We start from the raw sequence: 19,591 nt of genomic DNA on the forward strand, positions 1-19,591 counted from the left end.
ATAATATAATGAAAAAAATATTTTTACTCCTCGCACTCGTACCACTCCTTTTTGCTTCGTGCGACCAAAAAGAAGAAAAAACGCATGGCAAAGAAGCCCTGATGTGGTTCGATGCCACAGCCAATTTCGAACGCTTTGGCAATCCCGATTCTATCGACTATTACCTCGAGAAAGTACATTCTCTCGGCTTCACGCATGCAGTGGTAGACATTCGTCCCATATCGGGCGAAGTATTGTACGACAGCAAAATAGTGCCGCAGATGCTCGAATACAAAGGATTCACGAGAGATAAAAATTTCGATTTTCTGCAACATTTTATCGACAAGGCACATAGTCTGGGAATGGAAGTACACGCATCGCTGAATACTTTTGTTGCCGGTCACAATTATGTAGACAGAGGTTTGATTTACGACGGACATCCCGAATGGGCAACAATGGTATATACGCCCGAAAAAGGAATCGTATCCATCACCACACAAAAGCATAAATATTCGGCGATGGTGAATCCTATCGATCAGGACTTTCAGCAACATATCCTCAGCGTATTCAAAGAAGTTGTGGCCAAATATCCGAAATTGGACGGATTGATTCTCGACCGCGTACGTTACGACGGCATTATGGCTGACTTCTCCGAGATGTCGAAGAAAGCATTCGAAGAATATGCAGGCGTGGAAGTGAAACGCTTCCCCGAAGACATCTACGAATGGGCAAAAGGCGAAGATGGCAAATATACCCGTAAGGATGGCGTGCACTTCAAAAAATGGATTGAATGGCGTGCTAAAACGATTTACGACTTTATGGCATTAGCCCGCAAAGAAGTGAAATCCGTCAACCCGGATATATCCTTCGGGACGTACACAGGTGCCTGGTATCCATCCTATTACGAAGCAGGCGTCAACTGGGCAAGCAACACCTATGATCCGAGCAAAGATTTCGACTGGGCTACACCGGAATACAAGAACTTCGGATATGCCGAATTGTTAGACCTTTATACGACAGGTAACTATTACACCGACATCACTATCGCCGACCGTCGCGCCAATCCGAACAGCGTATGGAACGAAACGGACAGCGAAGCGCAAAGCGGCGACTGGTACTGTGTAGAAGGTTCGTGCGAGAAAATACGCGGAATCTTAGGCAATAAGACATTCAGCGGAGGAATATTGGTTGACCAGTTCTACAATAAGCCGGAAGATCTCACTCGCTCCATCGAAATGGATTTGGCGAAATCCGACGGAGTAATGGTATTCGACATCGTGCATATTATCGAGAAAAACCTTTGGAAAGAGGTGGAAACCGGTATGCGCAACGGTGGCATGATAGAATAATATTCAGTTACAAGTTACTTCGCCCGTTGGGCAGTTACAAGTTACAAAGTAACTAATTAAAACAAAAGACGATGAAGACGAAATTATACCTATTGCTGCTCTTTATTGCAAGCTCGGCTATGGCCGCTTGCGGGAGCGATAGCGACGACCCTGTAAAGGAAAAATACATTTCCTCGGTGGAAGTGATGAATAAAGAACGCGGGGAAATAGAAATCGATAATTTCAGCCGGACAATCAAAATAGAATTGGTTAAATGGCAGGATTATTCGGACGTACGCCTGAAAATAGGATTGGAAAAGGGCGTTAGCATGTATTCCCCCGAAAGCGAGGAAGCAAGTTACGACCTTCGTGAGAGTGGAACGTTAACCCTAATGTACAAAAAGCATCCGGTAACATTCCAGATACAAGTCGTACAAATCGACGAGCCTTTAGACACCTACAAAGGATGGCCTCAATCGGCCGATTTCGGTTCCCTTCCACAAGGATTGAAGGTGTATAAATCACCCGAAACGCTTCAGGGACAAAATGCTATCGCTTATATAGCCGTTGCCGATATGAGCAAAATCTCATTCGAAGTATTGGGCGAATCGGGCTACAAAACACCGAGCCAGTTCTACCAAGCCGGAGGGCAGCCAATCGTTATCAATGCCGGTTATTTCTGGGCAGGCGAAACGGTAAGCCTTATCGGTAAAGAAGGACAGATAGTCAAGACGAACGGCTATGTATATAGCGGAGGGGATGTTTATTATCCTACCCGCGGCGTATTCGGGCAGATGAACGACAACACCTTCCGCACCGACTGGGTATTCACGGTGGCATCGCCATTCACCACCAATACATACGCCTACCCTGCCCCATACGAAACGGCAGCCAATGTAGCCCCTACACCGGCAAATCCGGCAGGAGCATGGCCATACGAGGCTCGGACGGCTATCGGTGGAGGCCCTGTACTGGTTAAAGGTGGTGTATATAAAAATACCTGGGAAGAAGAACTATTCGGACCGTCGAGTGGTATCGGGGCAACAGCGCGTCATCCGCGTACGGCAATCGGCTACACGGCGGACAACAAGCTGATATTGTTCGTCTGCGAAGGTCGAAACATGACACCCGATGTTCCCGGATTTACATTGGAAGAAACCGCCAAAATATTGCTCGACTTAGGATGCGTGGAAGCGCTCAACCTCGACGGAGGCGGCTCTACCTGCATGTTAGTCAACGGACTGGAAACGATAAAACCAAGCGACGGCACACAACGTCAGGTTGTTACCGCCATTGGTCTTCAATAACCGTTAAAATCAAAGTAAAACAATTTTGAAAAATAGCGTCGCGATGACGCTATTTTTTTATTAATAGGCTGAGTTATTATTTATTTTTTTAAATTTGTAACCTTAACTATACACATTATAGACCATGAACCTGAAAACCGTATTGGGTAACTGCGAAGATAACAGCTTGTCGGGCATAAAATGGCACGCTTTGAAGCAATCGATTGTCAAGAGCCTGCTATCGATGGGTGATGCTACCATTGCCGAATTGAGCACCGATCTGCAATCGAGTGTACCGACCGTAACCAAAGCCCTGAACGAACTGTTAGCTTCCGGCTTGGTTATCGATTCGGGTAAAATATCCAATAGCGGAGGGCGTCGTCCGTCGTTGTATAGCATCGCTCCCGAAAGCGCTTATTTTCTGGGGGTGGAAGCCAATCGGTCAAGTATGTCGATAGGTATCCAGAACGTGAAAAACGAGTTTGTAAGCATCGACCTCAACAGCTCCTTTATATTAGAGAACTCATACGAATCACTCCTCGAATTTTGCAAGCGTATCAATGACTTTATCGACGACAGTCAGGTCGACCGTTCGTTGATTATCGGCGCCTGCATCAACCTTTCGGGGCGTATTAACTCCAAAGAAGGCTTTAGTTACAACTATTTCTTCGACGAAAACCGCCCTTTGGTGGAAATCATTTCGGAGCTTATCCATCTGCCTGTATTCCTCGAGAATGATACACGGGCAATGGCTTTCGGCGAATACTCGCAAGGGGTGGTCGAGGGCGAACAGAATATCGTTTTCCTTAATTACAGCTGGGGCGTGGGTACGGGAATCGTCACCAACGGAAAGCTGTATTATGGCAAATCGGGCTATTCGGGCGAACTCGGACACTGGCCAACTTTCGACAACAACAAGCTCTGCCATTGCGGCAAATCCGGCTGCCTCGAAACCGAAGCATCGGGATGGGCATTAGTGGAGCAGTTCAAAAAGGCCTTATCGGAAGGCAAGAAATCGCATATATCCATCGACCCGCATCAAAGCCCGATGCAGATGTACCACAAAATTATCTCCGGCGCACTTATACAAGAAGACAATTTATGTATAGACCTCATTACCAAGCAGTGCGAGAATATCGGACGCATTCTGGCCGGTCTGATTAACCTGATAAATCCCGAATTACTCGTTATCGGAGGAGACTTCTCGCAACTGGGCGATTTCGTCTTATTACCTATCCAATCGAGCCTGAAAAAGTACTCATTAGGGCTTGTCAACAGAGACGTCGTACTAAAGAAATCCATCCTCGGACGCCGCGCGGGAGTGATAGGGGCTTGCTATATCATCAAGAACAGGGTACTCTTCCCCGAAGACGCGTAAAAGCATCCTTTGAGAATTATTAAAATATTTTATTAATAAAGCTTGTTATTTAAAAATATTAATAATATATTTGTCTTATTATAGAAATCGTTCAATAATAACCTGAAAAACACGCGGCCAATATCTGATAAAAAGATACCGCCCGAATAAGACAATATAACATGAATACCAGAGCTTTATCCTTAGATGCCTTGCGTGGGTTCGCCATTATCATTATGGTCTTATCCGGCTCGATGTACATGGCAGACTTACCTGCCTGGATGGCACATGCGCAAGTTCCGCCCGGCAAAGGCTTCGACCCCTCAATATACGGCATTACTTGGGTAGACCTGGTTTTTCCGTTCTTTTTGTTCTCTATGGGCGCGGCTTTTCCGTTCTCTATCGGCAGAAAGATAGACAACGGGATAAGGAAGCCCAAATTATACTTCGATATTGTTTTACGAGGCATATTCCTCGGATTTTTCGCCATATTCTATATGCATTTGCATCCGCTCACACTGGGACAGGAAAGGGGTATAACTTCCAGCCTGTTGTCATTATCAGCCTTCGCTTTGATGTTCCCGATGTTCATGCATATAGATGTGCCGAAGCTTAAAAACACCAAGTATGCATCGGCAGCCAGCTGGACAGTCAAAATACTGGCTTTCGTAGCCGCTTTCATACTGATGAAAGTTACCTATTACGAAAAAGCTCCTCACGAATTCAGCCCCTACCGCAGCGATATTATACTCATGGTATTGGCTAATATGGCGCTTTTCGGAAGTATTATCTATTCGCTGACATGGAAGAAGCCTGTCGCCCGCATGGGCGTACTGGTCGTATTGGCGGCTGTTTTCCTTGCCGGAAAAGGCGGAGAGGGATGGGTAAAAGATGTATTCGACTACTCCCCTTTGCCATGGGCCTACCGCTTCGATTTTCTCAAATACCTCTTCATTGTCCTGCCGGGCAGTATCGCCGGCGATTATCTTTATCAATGGATAAACAAACGGAAAAGCCTGCAAAGCGAAGAGCCGAAGAACAATCCGCAAGCCATAGCAATGGTTATACTGCCGTTGCTGCTTATTATCAGTAATGTAGCCTTATTATTCGCGCGACACTTGATTCTTAACTTAGTTATAACAGCAATATTGCTTGTCATTTGCTACCTTGCATTGAGGAAGCAGAGCAACTCATTCTCAACCTTTTGGAAGCAGCTTTTCACAGGAGGGGCGTTTTGCCTGCTGGTAGGCTTGATATTGGAATCTTACCAGGGAGGTATCCGCAAGGATGACGCTACATTCAGCTACTTCTTCGTGACGGCCGGACTGGCATTCTTTATGCTTATGCTGTTATCGTCGCTTTGCGATTACTTCAAATGCGCCCGTTCGACGAAATTCCTCGTCATGTCGGGGCAAAATCCAATGGTTGCTTATACCAGCCTTTGGCTTGTAGTGATGCCGATATTAACGATTACGCATCTGAAAGGGCATCTCGACATATTCTATCATGGAGCATTCTTGGGATTCCTGCAAGGGGTCTTCCTGACGACGCTCTGCGTACTGATTACGATGTTCTTTACCTATAAGAAATGGTTCTGGAGAACATAATTTAGTTACGAGTTACTTCGCCCTTCAGGCAGTTACAAGTTACATTACATTATAAAGACATAAAAAACAACTTAAATATAATACTTATGAAAAAGAATAACAGGCGGGACTTCCTGAAAACGATGAGTATAGGAGCTGCTGCCATGGCGAGCGCCCCTATACTGAATGCCTGCAATGGAACAACCAGCGCAGCAACCAATTCCGAACGTCCAATTTTCACATCGGATGCCGAAACCAAACTTATCGTTCCTCATGCCGAAGGGCTACCGCTCTCGGGTGCATTTCTGGACGAGATTTCGCACGATATACCGCACCAAAACTGGGGCGAAAAGGAATGGGAGCAGGATTTCATGTATATGAAAGCTATCGGCATCGACACGGTTATTATGATACGCTCGGGATACCGCAAATTCATCACCTATCCATCGGAATACCTGCTAAAAAAAGGCTGTTATAAACCATCCGTCGACCTACTCGATATGTTCCTGCGCCTTGCCGACAAGCACGGGATGAAGTTCTACTTCGGGCTGTACGACTCGGGGCATTACTGGGACACGGGCGATATGTCGCACGAAGTGGAAGATAACCGCTTTGTGATAGACGAAGTATGGGAGAAATACGGACAACACCACAAGAGTTTCCAAGGGTGGTATATCAGCGGCGAGATAAGCCGCGCCACCAAAGGGGCTATCGACTCGTTCTACAAGATGGGTAAACAATGCAAGGACGTATCAAATAACCTGCCTACTTTCATTTCTCCGTGGATTGACGGAAAAAAAGCCGTGATGGCCTCATCGAGCCAGATATCCCGCGCCGAATCGGTATCTATCCAACAGCACGAAAAAGAATGGAACGAAATATTCGACGGCATAAAGGGAGCAGTAGATGCCTGCGCCTTTCAGGATGGGCAAATCGACTACGACGAACTGGATGCCTTTTTCACCATCAACAAGCAATTAGCCGACAAACACGGCCTGCAATGCTGGACAAACGCCGAATCGTTCGACCGCGATATGCCTATCAAATTCCTGCCTATCAAGTTCGATAAACTTCGCATGAAATTAGAGGCAGCCAAACGTGCCGGATACGACAAGGCCATTACCTTCGAGTTTTCTCACTTTATGAGCCCACAATCGGCTTATATACAGGCCGGACACTTATACGACCGCTACCGCGAATATTTCAATATCAAATAACAACTATAACCCATGGAATCAACCGCAAATCTTAAATACGTCAGCTTTCTGGCTCTTGCCGCAGCTTTGGGAGGCTTCTTGTTCGGGTACGATGCCGCTGTTATCTCGGGAACTATTAGCCAGATAACCAGCCAATTTCAACTGGATGCCATCTCTCAAGGCTGGTATGTGGGCTGCGCCCTTATCGGCTCTATTTTCGGAGTGGCAATAGGCGGTTTTCTGAGTGATAACTTCGGACGGAAGAAAACGTTGCTCGTCTCAGCCACCCTGTTTGCCGTATCGTCGGTATGGTGCGCTTCGGCATCGGACTTCGACCATCTTGTATGGGCACGGATGATGGGTGGTGTCGGCATCGGAGTAGTATCCATCGTATCACCACTGTATATCTCCGAAATATCCGTTGCCCAATATCGCGGGCGTATGGTTTCGCTATATCAGTTGGCGGTAACAATCGGATTCTTAGGGGCATACCTTGTCAACTTCGGCTTACTCAACTATTCGCGAGGAGGCGCGACAGAGTTAACAACTCCTTGGCTGGCAACTATATTCCACGACGAGGTGTGGCGAAGCATGCTGGGCATGGCAGCCGTGCCGTCCGTGTTGTTTTTCATCATCGTATTGCTTATCCCTGAAAGTCCGAGATGGTTGATTCTAAAGAACAAGGAAGAAAAATCGCTTTCTATCCTGCAACATATCTACGGTTCGATGCAAACGGCCAAATATGAGTTGAACGAGACAAAGACAAGCATCGGCAACGAAACCAAAGCCAATTGGCGCGAACTATTGAAACCGGGCATTATGAAAGCCGTACTCATCGGGGCGGCAATCGCTATACTCGGACAATTTATGGGCGTCAATGCTGTATTGTATTACGGTCCGTCTATCTTCGAGAGTAGCGGATTATCGGGCGACGATTCGCTGTTCTATCAGGTGATTGTCGGATTGGTAAACGTACTGACAACCATCTTAGCGGTATTTATCATCGACAAGGTCGGACGGAAGAAACTCGTCTACTTCGGGGTGACAGGGATGATCGTTTCGCTTATCCTGATTGCCGTTTACTTCTCTTTCGGTGCATCGCTGGGAATACCAAGCGCTTTGATGCTGGTTTTCTTCCTCGCCTACGTCTTTTTCTGCGCCATCTCTATCAGCGCCGTCATTTGGGTATTGCTATCCGAGATGTATCCTATCAAAGTGCGCGGATTGGCCATGTCTATAGCGGGATTTTCGCTGTGGGTAGGAACATACCTCATCGGTCAGCTGACGCCATGGCTACTCCAAAACCTGACGCCGACAGGAACATTCCTTCTGTTTGCCGCTATGTGCCTGCCATATATGCTTATCATCTGGAAGTTAGTTCCCGAGACGACCGGCAAATCGCTGGAGGAGATAGAGAAAATGTGGGAGAAGTGAGAATTATAAATTATGAGTTATGGATGATGAATAAAGCTATTGATACTAATTCATCATCCATAATTCTTAATTAATCTTTCAGCCGCTCATAATAGCGAGGCGTATAAGCAGGAAACAACTCCGGGTGAAAAGCTGCTGCCATATCTTTCAAAATCCAATCGGGATGGATAGGTAAATCGCCGAAATAATCGTTTCGGATAGTATTGCAACCGTATATCTTTTTGTCCTTCCATGCCTTGAAATGGACATACTTGGCATTCTCCTTTTTCAGGCTTTGATAGGTAAGATCTTCCGGCGAATAGTACTTTATCAGCCACATATCGGCATCGCCCGCCTTATCCAGAACAGCCTCGAACGGCAACGGATGGAATTTGGTCGATTCATCGTCCGCCCAAACGTAATTAGCACCCGCATCTTTCAGCATTACCGCTACGTAGCTCTTTCCCCCGGGCATATTCCAGTTGCCCTGATAGGGCGTATCCATAAAGACAGAGGGGTGTTTTTTTCCATCCCTAACCAGTTCTTTTACCTCATTATAATTGCTTTCGGTAAGGCTGAACAAGGAATCAGCCCTTTGCCGCGTATTGGTAAAGAATGAATAAAAACGTATCCATTCGGCACGCGCCAGCGGTTCATTTTCGAGATAATCGATAGTTTGGATAATCGGTATCTTTGTCTTTTCCACCTGCCCGAATCCTTGCCCAGCAATAGGCGAAGCAAATATCACTTCGGGATCGAGTTCGATTATTTTCTCCACATCAGGGTTATGCCCTGCACCGACATCCGCGATTGTGCCATTTTTAACGCCTTCCTGTATCTGCGGGATTTTTATGTAGTGAGGTTCACAAACACCTTTAATTATATCGAGGGAGTTGAGCTCGTCCAACGTCGTACAATTCACCGTAGAATAAGCTACAGCCGAGCGGATCGGGGTACGTACAAGTACTCCTGCAGGGAGATTTTCGGGTAGCTCTTTGTTTCTATCCACCAACACATAGGTTTGTAATAAGCGGGTTGTGTCCCACGGATCTATCAGTTTGATAAGGGTATAATCCTCTTGCTCGTCTACTGTAAATGCTTTGGCATAACGAAGTTCGAAATTCCCCCCAACATTCTGAGGAGTTTTGTTGCAAGCTGTAGCAAACAGCAGTGCACATGAAAGAATAAGCATGATTTTGTTCATTTCCTGCAAAGTTAAAATAGTAAGTAAATTTCTTTTTGCCTTGTCTTAATCCCGAGACGTACAGCAAAAATGGCAGGTTTTCTGACTTCTCCTTTCCAAACAGACCTTCCCGGCGGGATGCCAGTGGTTGCAGATTTGTTCCTCGTAGCGAGGGGAGTTACAGCAACGGGTATTGTTCCGGACTTGCACCGGATTCCCTCTCATCGCCGCCGGATGCTAAGCGATTCACCATAATCAACAGCAAAGATACTATTTATTGCCCGAAAACGATCTCCATCACGATATAATCATGTCCGTCGCGCGAGAATCGTTCTTCCGTTTCGCGAAAACCTTCGCTTCGGTAAAATCCAGTGGCTTCGGCACGGGCATTGCACCACAAACGATTGAGTTTTACATCTTTGGCATAATCAACCAGCCATCGGAGCAAAGCGCCTCCATAACCTTTCCCCTGCATATCCTTACGGATAGCCAGCTTGCGAAACTGTACACTTCGATTGGGATGCATAAACAGCGAAACAACACCAACCAAGGTGCTGCCCTCGTAAGCGCCCATATGGATTCCCATATCGTCGTCGGGCAGTTTTACAAAGTCGATAGCTTCTTCAGGGTACATTACCTGTCGGCGCATGGCAAGCACGTCGTTATAATTGGCTTCGGTGATTGTTATATTCATATCTTTTCTGCTAAATTCAGCGATAAAGATACCATATTTTCTTTACATTTGCAGATAATAATCCGAGGAGAGATTACACAAATATGAAATATCTGAATCGTTTTGCCGATAAGATTTCCAACAGCAGCCGCCTGCAGCTATGGCTGGCTATTGCTTTAGTCACTGCCCTATCGGGCATTATGCTGATTGCCTACAATCCGATTTATCTTATTCCGGATTCGGTTTTCCATATGAACAGGATGCTGGTCTTGGCAGAAGCTATACAAAACGGTGATTTCCCTACTTATTTAGACTATAATTCGATCGAAGGATATGGCTATTTCTCTAAGGCTTTTTATCCCGATTTCACATTAATACCCTTTGCGGTACTTGCTCTCTTTACAGATGTCGTTTTTGCCTATAAGTTTTTGTTGTTTTCGACATCTGTTATTTGCGGAATAACAACTTATATGGCAGTCAAACGGATTTACAAAAGCGCTTATTGTGCTATTCTTGTATCGTTGCTGTTTACTTTTTCGTCCTATAAAATATTTCAGACATTCTACTTTTCCGTTATTCAGGAAGTGTTGACCTTCATGTTTATCCCCCTCGTTATCTGGGGAGTATATGAAATTATTGCAGGTAATTACAAAAAATGGTATATCCTCACCATCGGCTTTGTATTTATAACCCTTACACACCTGATGACCACCGTTTTGCTGGCGATGTTTGTCTTGCTGTTCCTCATCATTTATTACAAAAGATTCATAGCCGAACCTGCAAGAATCAAGTATCTGGCAATTGCGACAGCTATCTGCATTGTACTGTGTGCCTATTTCATCTTTCCCATGCTGGAACAAATGTTGTCCAATTCGTTCTACTACCAAGACAAACCGCTTTTTACCACTATGGGCTATGGCGCTACCATTAAGCAGCTTTTCGAAGGTATTACCAACAATATGGCCAACGCCGACCACTCGTATATCCTGCCTAAAATCGGCGGACTTCTAACCGGTCTTATCTGTTTGAGGTTTTTCATTAAGGGAAAATCGAAATCGCTCAGAAGTGTCGATATTATGGTTGTTTTCGGATTAGTATTAGTTATGCTGAATCTTCACAATATCAACTGGAATATTTTTCCTTTAAACAAATTTATCTTCATTCAATTTCCGTGGCGATTTCTGAAATACGCGACAATCTTTTTTGCTATTGCAGGAGGTTTCTATTTGAGTCGATTGGTAACGGACAATAAGCGAAAAATGGCATCGGTACTGTTTCTTTCTGTCTTTTTATCGGCGACTTTCGTATTCGATGCCGTCGACTACCGCGACATGCGTTCTTGGGAAGGGATAGCTCTCAGCGACCTGACGTCAAAGGGAAAGGTAAAAGAGCAACTGACATTGGGTGGCGGAGCGGAATATCTCCCCTCGAAAATGCCGACGCAAAACTATCCGTTCGAGAGAGGCGTAATAGTAACCAAACAGCAGGAAGAAACCTTATTGAGTAATTTCAAGCGGGAAAAAGGCAACATCACTGTCGATGTAATTACCCAAGGAGATAAACTAGAAATGCCTCTGACTTACTACAAAGGTTATAAAGCAAGCTTGGATGGAAAGACTATAACTGTCCAACAAAGTGAAAACGGCTTAATAGAAGTACCTATCGACAGGTCGGGAGAGATAAAAGTATGGTATGGTGGCACTACAATACAGACAATCAGTTGGATTATTTCTCTTATTTGCGCAATTCTGTTTTGTGCCTATATCTTTTATTTCCAATATATACGACAAAAGGCAACGATGCAAAAAGCTATAGCGTAATTTCTTCCATCGGATCCCAGAAAATAGTTTTCCATTTACAGATGCGATTATTGGACACTGCGACACCTTCCTCTTTCAGCAGTTCCCGTTGCAGGGAAAATACATTGCCGGCAGACAGCACTCCCTGACTATTGACTACACGATGAGCAGGAATATTGGAAGCATCAGCATCGCACTCGCACATCACCCGCCCTACAAAACGCGACATATTGGGATAGCCAACGGCTCTGGCAATAGCACCGTAGCTTGTAGCCCTTCCGCGAGGAATTGTTTTGACAATATCATAGACTGCCTGCGTAAAAGCTTGCTTATCCTCAACCCGTGTCCTCATCACTTATTTTTCGAATATACTGAAATGGACGCTGCCATATTCCCGTTTTTCGCGGAACAAGGGAAGTGTAGAAAAATCATACTCTTTGGAATGTTCCTGCACGAAAACTCCGCCTTCATTTAATAAATCTTTCTCCAAAACGAGGCAGGGAACATCGGCGAAATTCTTTAAATCGTAAGGAGGATCGGCAAATATAAAGTCGAATTTTGTAGAGATTGACTCCAAATATCTGAATACATCCAATTTCAAGACCTTCATATTGCTGATTTTCAATTCGGCTTTCACTTTCTCTATAAAGGCTGCATGGTTGTGTTGCTTTTCTACGCAAGTCACGAAAGGGCATCCGCGCGAAATAAGTTCAAAACTGATGCTACCCGTACCGCCGAAAAGGTCGAGAGCTGTCGTTTCTTCCCAATCGATTTCATTGTTTAGGATATTGAACAGGTTCTCTTTGGCAAAATCGGTTGTCGGTCTTGCTTTGAAGTTGGAAGGAGGAGAAAAACGCCTTCCTTTATATTTACCGCTGACTATTCTCATAAGGCTAATAATAATAAATCCAAAGGAGCTTTTTCGGCATCCTCGTTCCAAAGATAAGCTTCCGTCGGGAAGTTGCAAGTTTCGATACTGAGGACGTAATCCTTGAAGCCATCCATCACCTGTTCATCGGGATGCCCGAGAACATACAGGATGTCTGTTTTCTGGTCAAATTCGCATTTCTCCCAAAGCTTCAATATATAATACAGTTGATTAGCCGGTTTCTCCCCTTGATAAGTGATGCAATGCAATAACCGGTTGGTCGAAAAGCAAAGCACATCTACCATATCGTCGTGAAAATTGACAATCATACGCGAAGTAAGATTTACATTCTTACCCTTACTCTCGAAACGGCTTATCACCGGAGTTGTATGATGCAGAAACTCGGGATTATAAAGGCTGCGCGCCAGAAACTCGTACAACTCCTTATCTATATTGAAAAGGGTTACCGTTTCTTGCTGCTCGTTTCTGTTTATCATAATATGGCTCGATTGATTATAGTGGACGAAATCATAAATGAGTGATTTCTGCTTCTCCACAAAATAAGCCGACGGCACAATATCATACTCCTTCGAAACAAAGATTACATTCGTTTGCCGGTATTGCTGCGTCAGAAAATTCAGGTCGAAGATAATCCGTTGAATGTTCTGAAACAACGAATCTTCCGAGAAAGTCGTTTCCCGCAAGCAATAGTTCCTGCCATCCTCTGGGTCGGCAATAGCAAACATAAACCCATCGGGGCGTATGCGGATGGATAAGTCGTATTTCTCTGACTGACCGAGGTCTATGGTTTCGGGAATGAACATAGTTGCTTTTTAGTTCAGGCAAAGTTAAAGATATTCTATTGAAGTTCGAAAATTTTATTATAATATTGCGTCGAAGTTTATAATAAACAATCATACATGAAAAAAAATCTATTTTACCTATGCATTATACTATTTTTCGGAAGCTGTGCTTCCGGGAAAATAAAAACAACAGATACTAAAACTGATGAAGTTTTTATTTTTGGCAAACTTTCTATAAATGAGGAAGAGGCTCGCAGCTACGAGAAAGTATTCCTTTATTTCAATACTCCTGACGGGTTAGATAGTGAAGCTAAAAAGATAAGAGTAGATTCTACAGGTTTTTTTTCGAAGAAACTGCCTAAAGGAGAGTATTTCATTTCAGTTCTCGGCTATGGAAAAAAAACAAAAAAAATAGCAAAAGGCTATATAGTTATAAATACCATGGAAACAACCAATTGCCTCTATATTGGCGATATTTTTATTGACTGGAAACCTACATTTCGAAACAATCAATACTTAGCAACTGCGGCTGGTGGGGTTATTGGATACGCCTTCATAGCTTACGAAGACGGAGAAGCTCTTCCTGCTAAGGTAATAAATTCCGATACTACAATTCAATATTTTAAGGGGCAATACCCAAGCAATACGAAGGAAATTGAAACTCAACTAGCAGTAATAAATGAGACAAAAAAGAAAGAAAAGCAATCTGACCATAAGCGGTCTGTAAGAGATAGAAGAGGTGTTAAGTAAATTCTTTCTGACAAAAGTAGTCGAGAACTTCCCGTTCGAACCGACGACGGAGCAATACGCAGTCTTACAAAAGGTTGTGGATTTCCTCTTTTATCCGAAAGAAGAAGCTTTATTCCTATTGAAAGGATATGCCGGAACGGGTAAATCGTCTTTGTTGGGGACATTGGTGAAAACCATGACCGAGTTTAAGCAGAAAACCGTACTTTTAGCCCCCACCGGACGCGCCGCCAAAGTTTTTTCGTCTTACTCCAACCATCCGGCATTTACCATCCACAAAAAAATATACCGCCAGCGCAAGTTCTCGGAAGATGTAGGCAATTTTTCGATTATGGATAATCTGCACAAAGATACCTTATTCATTGTCGACGAGGCCTCCATGATAAGTAACGACGGGCTGGATTCGGCTGTTTTCGGGACGGGGCGATTGTTAGACGATTTGATTCATTATGTCTACACGGGCGAGAATTGCCGTTTGTTGCTGATTGGCGATACGGCGCAGCTTCCTCCTGTGATGCAGGAAGATAGCCCTGCCCTGCAAAAGGAAAATCTGGAAGGTTACGACTTGGAAGTTTTCGAAGCAACTATGACACAGATTGTCCGTCAGGCAGAAAGTTCGGGGATTGTATTCAACGCCACCGCCATCCGCAATGCGCTGCATAACGACACAACAGAGGATTACCCGAAGCTGACATTAGCCGGCTTTGATGATATTGTAAAAATCACAGGCGAAGAACTGATCGACGAAATTTCCTCTGCCTACGACCGCGACGGGATAGAAAACACGATGATTATCTCCCGCTCCAACAAGCGTTCGAATATCTATAATCAGGGTGTTCGGGCACGAATCCTTTGGCGCGAAGAAGAACTATCGTCGGGCGATTTGCTGATGGTAACCAAAAACAACTATTTCTGGACGGAAAAATTGGAGGGGATAGAGTTTCTTGCCAATGGCGAGATTTTAGAGGTCGTACGCATCCGCAAGATGCAGGAGCTATACGGTTTCCGTTTCTGCGACGTATTGGTTCGCAGCATCGACTACGATATGGAACTGGAAATAAAAATCCTGCTGGATACGCTCACTTCCGAAACGGCAGGCTTATCGCGCGAGAAATCGCAGGAGCTTTTTTATAATGTCATGGAGGATTACAACGACCTCTCGACCAAAGCCGCCAAAATGCGGAAGATGAAGGCCGATCCGTTTTACAACGCGGTGCAGGTGAAATTCGCTTATGCCGTTACCTGCCACAAGGCACAAGGTGGCGAATGGAAAAATGTTTTTGTGGATTTGGGGTATGTGCCGCAGGAATATCTGGGTATCAACTTCTACCGCTGGCTTTATACAGCCTTTACGCGGGCAAGCAGCAAATTATATCTGGTCAATCTGCCGGATGAGTTTTTATAACCGTTAGTCTCTTTCGTTCAGTTCGATAACTTCCAAATCGCGGATATTTCCCTCATCCAAGACGAAACGTATAAGCGTCCGCACGCGATGAAAGCCGTATTTACCCGCAGCCCCCGGATTGATATGCAGGCAGTTGAGCTTTTTATCGAACATCACTTTCAGTATATGCGAGTGCCCGTCTATAAATAGTTTAGGAGGGTTAGCGAACAGCATATTCTTGACTTTCGGATCATATTTGCCGGGATAGCCACCGATGTGAGTCATCAGTACATCTACCCCTTCGAGCGTGAAACGCAGAAATTCGGGGAAAGCGGCACGCACCTTGCTATCGTCTATATTGCCATATACTGCACGAAACGGTTTGAATGCCTCGAACTTTAGCGCCAAATCCATCGAGCCGATGTCGCCGGCATGCCACACTTCGTCGCAGTCGGCAAAGTAGGTCGTATATTTTTCATCCCACCAGCCGTGGGTATCGGAGAGTAAGCCTATTTTTTTCATAATTATTTTCTCAATACCACTTTTTCATTACTTAACCACGAAGTACACAAAGTTTTTCCTCGTAACCGTGCGAAACGCAAGGTAACTTGTCACTTTACACATTTATACTGATTACAAATGCCAAAGACAACAAAAACGCCGACATAGACGTAAACTTGAGATAAGGATCTAAGCGGGCATTTTCCTGCGTATTCAGCACCTTTGCCAATATAGCGATAAGCAGCAAAAAGACAAGCACATAGAGATATTGCCACCAGTGCGAAGTGTATAAGATATTGAATAGCACAAAGCAAGCAATCGCCCCCAACAGGAGGAAAGCATGATAAGCCTTTGCACCCTTTATGCCGAGGCGGACGGGGATAGTTATTTTACCTGACTTGCGGTCGTTTTCCAAATCGCGCATATTATTGGTATTCAATACGGCAGCCGAAAGGAATCCCAATGCTATTGCCGGCAGCCAAGGCACAAAATCCAGTTGCTGCGTGTGCAGAAAGTATGTACCCACTACGGGTACAGGCCCGAAGAAAATAAAAGAGAACACATCGCCCAACCCTTTGTAGCCATACGGATTCTTGCCTGCTGTATATTTAACGGCTGCAACGATTGCCAGTAAGCCAAGAAGAATGAAAACAACAATATAGATAATATTGATAAATTGCAAAGCAATATAGACAAGCAACAATCCTACAATAGCCGATAGAATAGCTGCCACGAGTACAGCCCGTTTCATCTCCTGCTCGGTAATGGCTCCGCTCTGAACGGCACGCTTAGGCCCTACCCTTTCGCCGGTAGTATCTGTACCATGCTGGAAATCGCCCAAATCGTTGGCAAAATTGGAGAGGATTTGCAGGACGGATGCCGTCAGTAAGGTCAGAATGAAAACCCGGACACTGAAATGCCCAGTGTAATATGCCAGCCCACTCCCGCAGATAGCCGTTCCCACAGCCAGAAAGAGTGTACGCGGACGCGCCGCCGAAATCCATGCGTTGATAAATGCCATGTAGTTGAATTGTCTTTACTTCTATTTGTCCAATTTCATCGTGAACCTGAGCCCGACGCTCTCATAATGTCCTTTCTTAAACGAAGCAAAGATACCTAAATTCATCGAACGGACGAAATCGACCGAGTAGCCAATTTCGGTATAAAGTTTAAAATCGGGAGTATACAGATTCTTCACATGCAGGCTTTCGGTAAACATCTTGCCTTGTAGGAAAGGCAGGCGTTTCAGCAGCAAATAGTGGTCGTTATAATTGAATGCCGTACGCAGCCACCAGTCGTTGGTCGAGGCTTCGTAATTGTCGAGCAGCATAAACGACTGATATGGTGACTTAAAGGTAAACATCAGATTGGCTGTATTGAAATGCTTGAAGTCGGTAAAATGAATACGGCTTTTGTCTCCAAGAAAAGCGCCCCCTTCGACTAAATAGTCGAACCTGCGGAAGAAGCCTATCGGAATTTCCTGTTTGACACCTCCCATCAGCAGGCGGAAGCGGGAGTTATCCCTCTGCGAAGTACCTATCGCCTCCCTGTAACCAACCATAAATATAGGTGAAGTGATTTTCCGGTAATATTTCTTCCCTTTCCATTTGGAGTAATAAGCAAAAGGGGCATAGTTAAGCGAAACCATATAGGACGTTCGGTCGAAACGTTCGCCGGAGAATGGATTCTGCTTTATATAGCGTCTCTTGCCCCATGTATAGTCGGTCTGATTCTCCAGCCCTTCGCGGCGGGCTATATCAAATTCGGTGCGCAACACCAATCCATTGACCAAGTCGATCTGATTACGGAAAGCGATAAAATCTTTCTGGTAGAAAAAGTTTTCGTTCTTACCCCGCATCAGCGAGCGCAAAGCATTATTCAGACGGGGAATACCATCGGGATTGAAGTCCTCGGATAACGAACCGCCTTCTATCTCGAAGCGTCCCTGTCGCATAGGAGCATAATCGTACTGAAACTTTCCACCCCCCATCAACTTCTTGCGGGAAGTGGTATAATAGAGGTAAGGTTCGATTCTGATATTGTTTACACTATCGCGCTTAATGTTGACTTCGAATTTCTGTCCTACCCATAGCCCATCTACGAAATTGAAATCCCGTAAGGCATGGAAAAGACCGCCATACTTAAACGTAACCGTTGATGAATCGTGTCCGACTTGCCCACCCGTGAGCAAATCATCCCATTCGAATTTATGAGATTGATGCTTATCGCGAATGGAATCGACACGCTGTTGAATAGAATCCCGGCGGTTGAGGCTGGTTATCTCATCTATTTCCAGCGGCACAACGCGCACCTGCTCCCAGTAGAGCGAATCGCGTTTTTTAGCCAGCGAATCTGATTCTATTTTGTATCTGTCGCTATAATTTTTCAGCTCTAACTCTCGCTTTTTCTTTCCTTCGGACTGCAATGCTGCTAAAGGATTCTCTTTGACCTTTACATCTTTATAAGTCAGCGAAGCATAATAATCCAACAGTCCATGAATCCCCATAAAATCGACTTTATAGTTGACCTGATAAGTCACAGGCAAATATGCTGCATCGCCCAGCATCATATAGGTGATATGGTAGTTTGGCTTGATACCGTAAATGTCGCCCGAAAGTTCGGCATAGGTCACATGCCACGTATCATCGGCAATGTAGAGGTAGCCATTGAAAAGCTGCGGGTCTTTCACCTTGGCTATCACCTGTATTTTGTTGATGGTCATCCCATCTTCTTCGGTATATCCTTCGTATCGGAAGCGGTAATAGGAGAAAGTCCCTTTGCACAAGGGCGATGCCTGCCCATTGAAGCGTTCGTTATATATCGAACCACCCATTACGCCCATTACATCTTTGGCATCCAGATTATCGGGGAAGCTGCTCGTAAAGGCGTTCACCTTTTGCTGATACATATCGGGAGCCGTGAACTGAATCTCGTTGTAAGATTCCTGCACAAAAGTCTGGTTCTTAAAGTCTGCCATCTTCACCCCATCATCGGATTTGGAGGACATAAATTCCATAAACTTGGACATGCCCGTCAGGATGGCGTTGCCTTTGATATAGGCATCAGCCGAATAGCTTTCGACGGCTGCCGCGTAATAAGGAGCCTTCTCTATGGCTTTGCGCATAATGGGATAAGCGGGATCTTCCTGTGCCGAGACTTCCACCTGTGCCAGTTCAAAGGGCTTTTCTTCCAATACGAAGTCCAGAACAGTACTTCCGCCTTGTGGGACGGTGACAGATTTAGTTGCAGGCTTGTAGCCAATACACCGCGCTTCGAAGGTATAGCTCCCTGCTTTGAGCGTTGCCTGATAAAGCCCGTCTTCGTTGCAGAGCAATCCTTGATTCGTTTCTTTAATATAAATGGTTGCGCCGGGAACAGCCTCATTCTTGGCATCGACAACCTTCCCTGTCAATTTCTGCGCCGAAAGCGTGTGTATGAATGTAAATGATAAGAGTATTAGTATAAGCCTGATTCGTAATATTTTCATA

General features: G+C 44.9%; 17 protein-coding genes and 1 riboswitch. Of the genes, 9 read left to right on the top strand and 8 right to left on the bottom strand.

Annotated features, from left to right (window positions below; translation table 11 throughout):
• Positions 1 to 8 precede the first annotated feature (8 nt).
• The 6 genes from D0T66_RS12315 to D0T66_RS12340 all read left to right on the top strand — a co-directional run bounded on the left by D0T66_RS12315 (position 9) and on the right by D0T66_RS12340 (position 8,166).
• Positions 9 to 1,328 (top strand): alpha amylase family protein, encoded by a 1,320-nt coding sequence (locus tag D0T66_RS12315; RefSeq protein WP_163357597.1) that lies wholly within the window; start codon positions 9 to 11, stop codon positions 1,326 to 1,328.
• Between the two features lie 71 nt (positions 1,329 to 1,399).
• On the top strand, positions 1,400 to 2,614 hold the full coding sequence (locus tag D0T66_RS12320) for a phosphodiester glycosidase family protein (protein ID WP_163357598.1): 1,215 nt from the start codon (positions 1,400 to 1,402) through the stop codon (positions 2,612 to 2,614).
• 124 nt (positions 2,615 to 2,738) lie between these two features.
• On the top strand, positions 2,739 to 3,971 hold the full coding sequence (locus tag D0T66_RS12325; protein WP_163357599.1) for an ROK family transcriptional regulator: 1,233 nt from the start codon (positions 2,739 to 2,741) through the stop codon (positions 3,969 to 3,971).
• 161 nt (positions 3,972 to 4,132) lie between these two features.
• On the top strand, positions 4,133 to 5,557 hold the full coding sequence (locus tag D0T66_RS12330; RefSeq protein WP_163357600.1) for a DUF5009 domain-containing protein: 1,425 nt from the start codon (positions 4,133 to 4,135) through the stop codon (positions 5,555 to 5,557).
• A gap of 86 nt (positions 5,558 to 5,643) precedes the next feature.
• Positions 5,644 to 6,753, top strand: coding sequence for a DUF4434 domain-containing protein (locus D0T66_RS12335; RefSeq protein WP_163357601.1), 1,110 nt, complete (start codon positions 5,644 to 5,646; stop codon positions 6,751 to 6,753).
• 12 nt (positions 6,754 to 6,765) lie between these two features.
• Positions 6,766 to 8,166 carry a sugar porter family MFS transporter gene (locus D0T66_RS12340; RefSeq protein ID WP_163357602.1) on the top strand — a complete coding sequence of 467 codons (1,401 nt, stop codon included), beginning with the start codon at positions 6,766 to 6,768 and terminating at the stop codon, positions 8,164 to 8,166.
• A 70-nt stretch (positions 8,167 to 8,236) separates the two neighbouring features.
• On the opposite strand, the gene D0T66_RS12345 is transcribed toward D0T66_RS12340, so the two are convergent.
• Positions 8,237 to 9,349 carry an ABC transporter substrate-binding protein gene (locus D0T66_RS12345; protein WP_163357603.1) on the bottom strand — a complete coding sequence of 371 codons (1,113 nt, stop codon included), beginning with the start codon at positions 9,347 to 9,349 and terminating at the stop codon, positions 8,237 to 8,239.
• A 53-nt stretch (positions 9,350 to 9,402) separates the two neighbouring features.
• Positions 9,403 to 9,597, bottom strand: a riboswitch (cobalamin riboswitch).
• A 5-nt stretch (positions 9,598 to 9,602) separates the two neighbouring features.
• Positions 9,603 to 10,022: a GNAT family N-acetyltransferase gene (locus D0T66_RS12350; protein ID WP_221412221.1), complete on the bottom strand. Its 420-nt coding sequence runs from the start codon at positions 10,020 to 10,022 to the stop codon at positions 9,603 to 9,605.
• Between the two features lie 83 nt (positions 10,023 to 10,105).
• On the opposite strand from D0T66_RS12350, the gene D0T66_RS12355 reads away from it, so the two are divergent.
• The gene (locus D0T66_RS12355) at positions 10,106 to 11,821 is read left to right on the top strand and encodes a 6-pyruvoyl-tetrahydropterin synthase-related protein (RefSeq protein WP_163357604.1); all 1,716 of its coding nucleotides are present in this window, start codon (positions 10,106 to 10,108) and stop codon (positions 11,819 to 11,821) included.
• On the opposite strand, the gene D0T66_RS12360 is transcribed toward D0T66_RS12355, so the two are convergent.
• Genes D0T66_RS12360 through D0T66_RS12370 form a run of 3 tightly spaced genes read right to left on the bottom strand, consistent with a single transcriptional unit; the run spans position 11,811 to position 13,492 of the window.
• Complete coding sequence (locus D0T66_RS12360; protein ID WP_163357605.1) at positions 11,811 to 12,152, bottom strand: MGMT family protein; 342 nt, start codon at positions 12,150 to 12,152, stop codon at positions 11,811 to 11,813. The genes D0T66_RS12355 and D0T66_RS12360 overlap by 11 nt on opposite strands.
• Positions 12,153 to 12,155: 3 nt before the next feature.
• Positions 12,156 to 12,689, bottom strand: a complete 534-nt coding sequence (locus D0T66_RS12365; protein ID WP_163357606.1) for an RsmD family RNA methyltransferase — start codon at positions 12,687 to 12,689, stop codon at positions 12,156 to 12,158.
• Complete coding sequence (locus D0T66_RS12370) at positions 12,686 to 13,492, bottom strand: DUF3822 family protein (protein WP_163357607.1); 807 nt, start codon at positions 13,490 to 13,492, stop codon at positions 12,686 to 12,688. The genes D0T66_RS12365 and D0T66_RS12370 overlap by 4 nt, the downstream gene beginning before the upstream one ends.
• A gap of 96 nt (positions 13,493 to 13,588) precedes the next feature.
• Here D0T66_RS12370 and D0T66_RS12375 point away from each other — a divergent pair, with 96 nt between their 5' ends.
• Positions 13,589 to 14,221: a hypothetical protein gene (locus D0T66_RS12375; protein WP_163357608.1), complete on the top strand. Its 633-nt coding sequence runs from the start codon at positions 13,589 to 13,591 to the stop codon at positions 14,219 to 14,221.
• Positions 14,211 to 15,623, top strand: a complete 1,413-nt coding sequence (locus D0T66_RS12380) for an AAA family ATPase (RefSeq protein WP_163357609.1) — start codon at positions 14,211 to 14,213, stop codon at positions 15,621 to 15,623. The genes D0T66_RS12375 and D0T66_RS12380 overlap by 11 nt, the downstream gene beginning before the upstream one ends.
• 3 nt (positions 15,624 to 15,626) lie before the next feature.
• Here the strand turns inward: D0T66_RS12380 and D0T66_RS12385 are convergent, their stop codons facing one another.
• From D0T66_RS12385 to D0T66_RS12395, 3 genes are all read right to left on the bottom strand, one after another.
• Positions 15,627 to 16,124 carry a metallophosphoesterase gene (locus tag D0T66_RS12385; protein ID WP_163357610.1) on the bottom strand — a complete coding sequence of 166 codons (498 nt, stop codon included), beginning with the start codon at positions 16,122 to 16,124 and terminating at the stop codon, positions 15,627 to 15,629.
• 94 nt (positions 16,125 to 16,218) lie between these two features.
• Complete coding sequence (locus tag D0T66_RS12390; RefSeq protein ID WP_163357611.1) at positions 16,219 to 17,124, bottom strand: 1,4-dihydroxy-2-naphthoate polyprenyltransferase; 906 nt, start codon at positions 17,122 to 17,124, stop codon at positions 16,219 to 16,221.
• Between the two features lie 21 nt (positions 17,125 to 17,145).
• A complete protein-coding gene (locus D0T66_RS12395) occupies positions 17,146 to 19,590 on the bottom strand; it encodes a DUF5686 and carboxypeptidase regulatory-like domain-containing protein (RefSeq protein WP_163357612.1) in 2,445 nt (814 codons plus the stop codon).
• Between the last annotated feature and the right edge of the window lies 1 nt (position 19,591).

Origin of the sequence: Dysgonomonas sp. 25, assembly GCF_010501075.1 — a bacterium.
GTDB lineage: Bacteria > Bacteroidota > Bacteroidia > Bacteroidales > Dysgonomonadaceae > Dysgonomonas.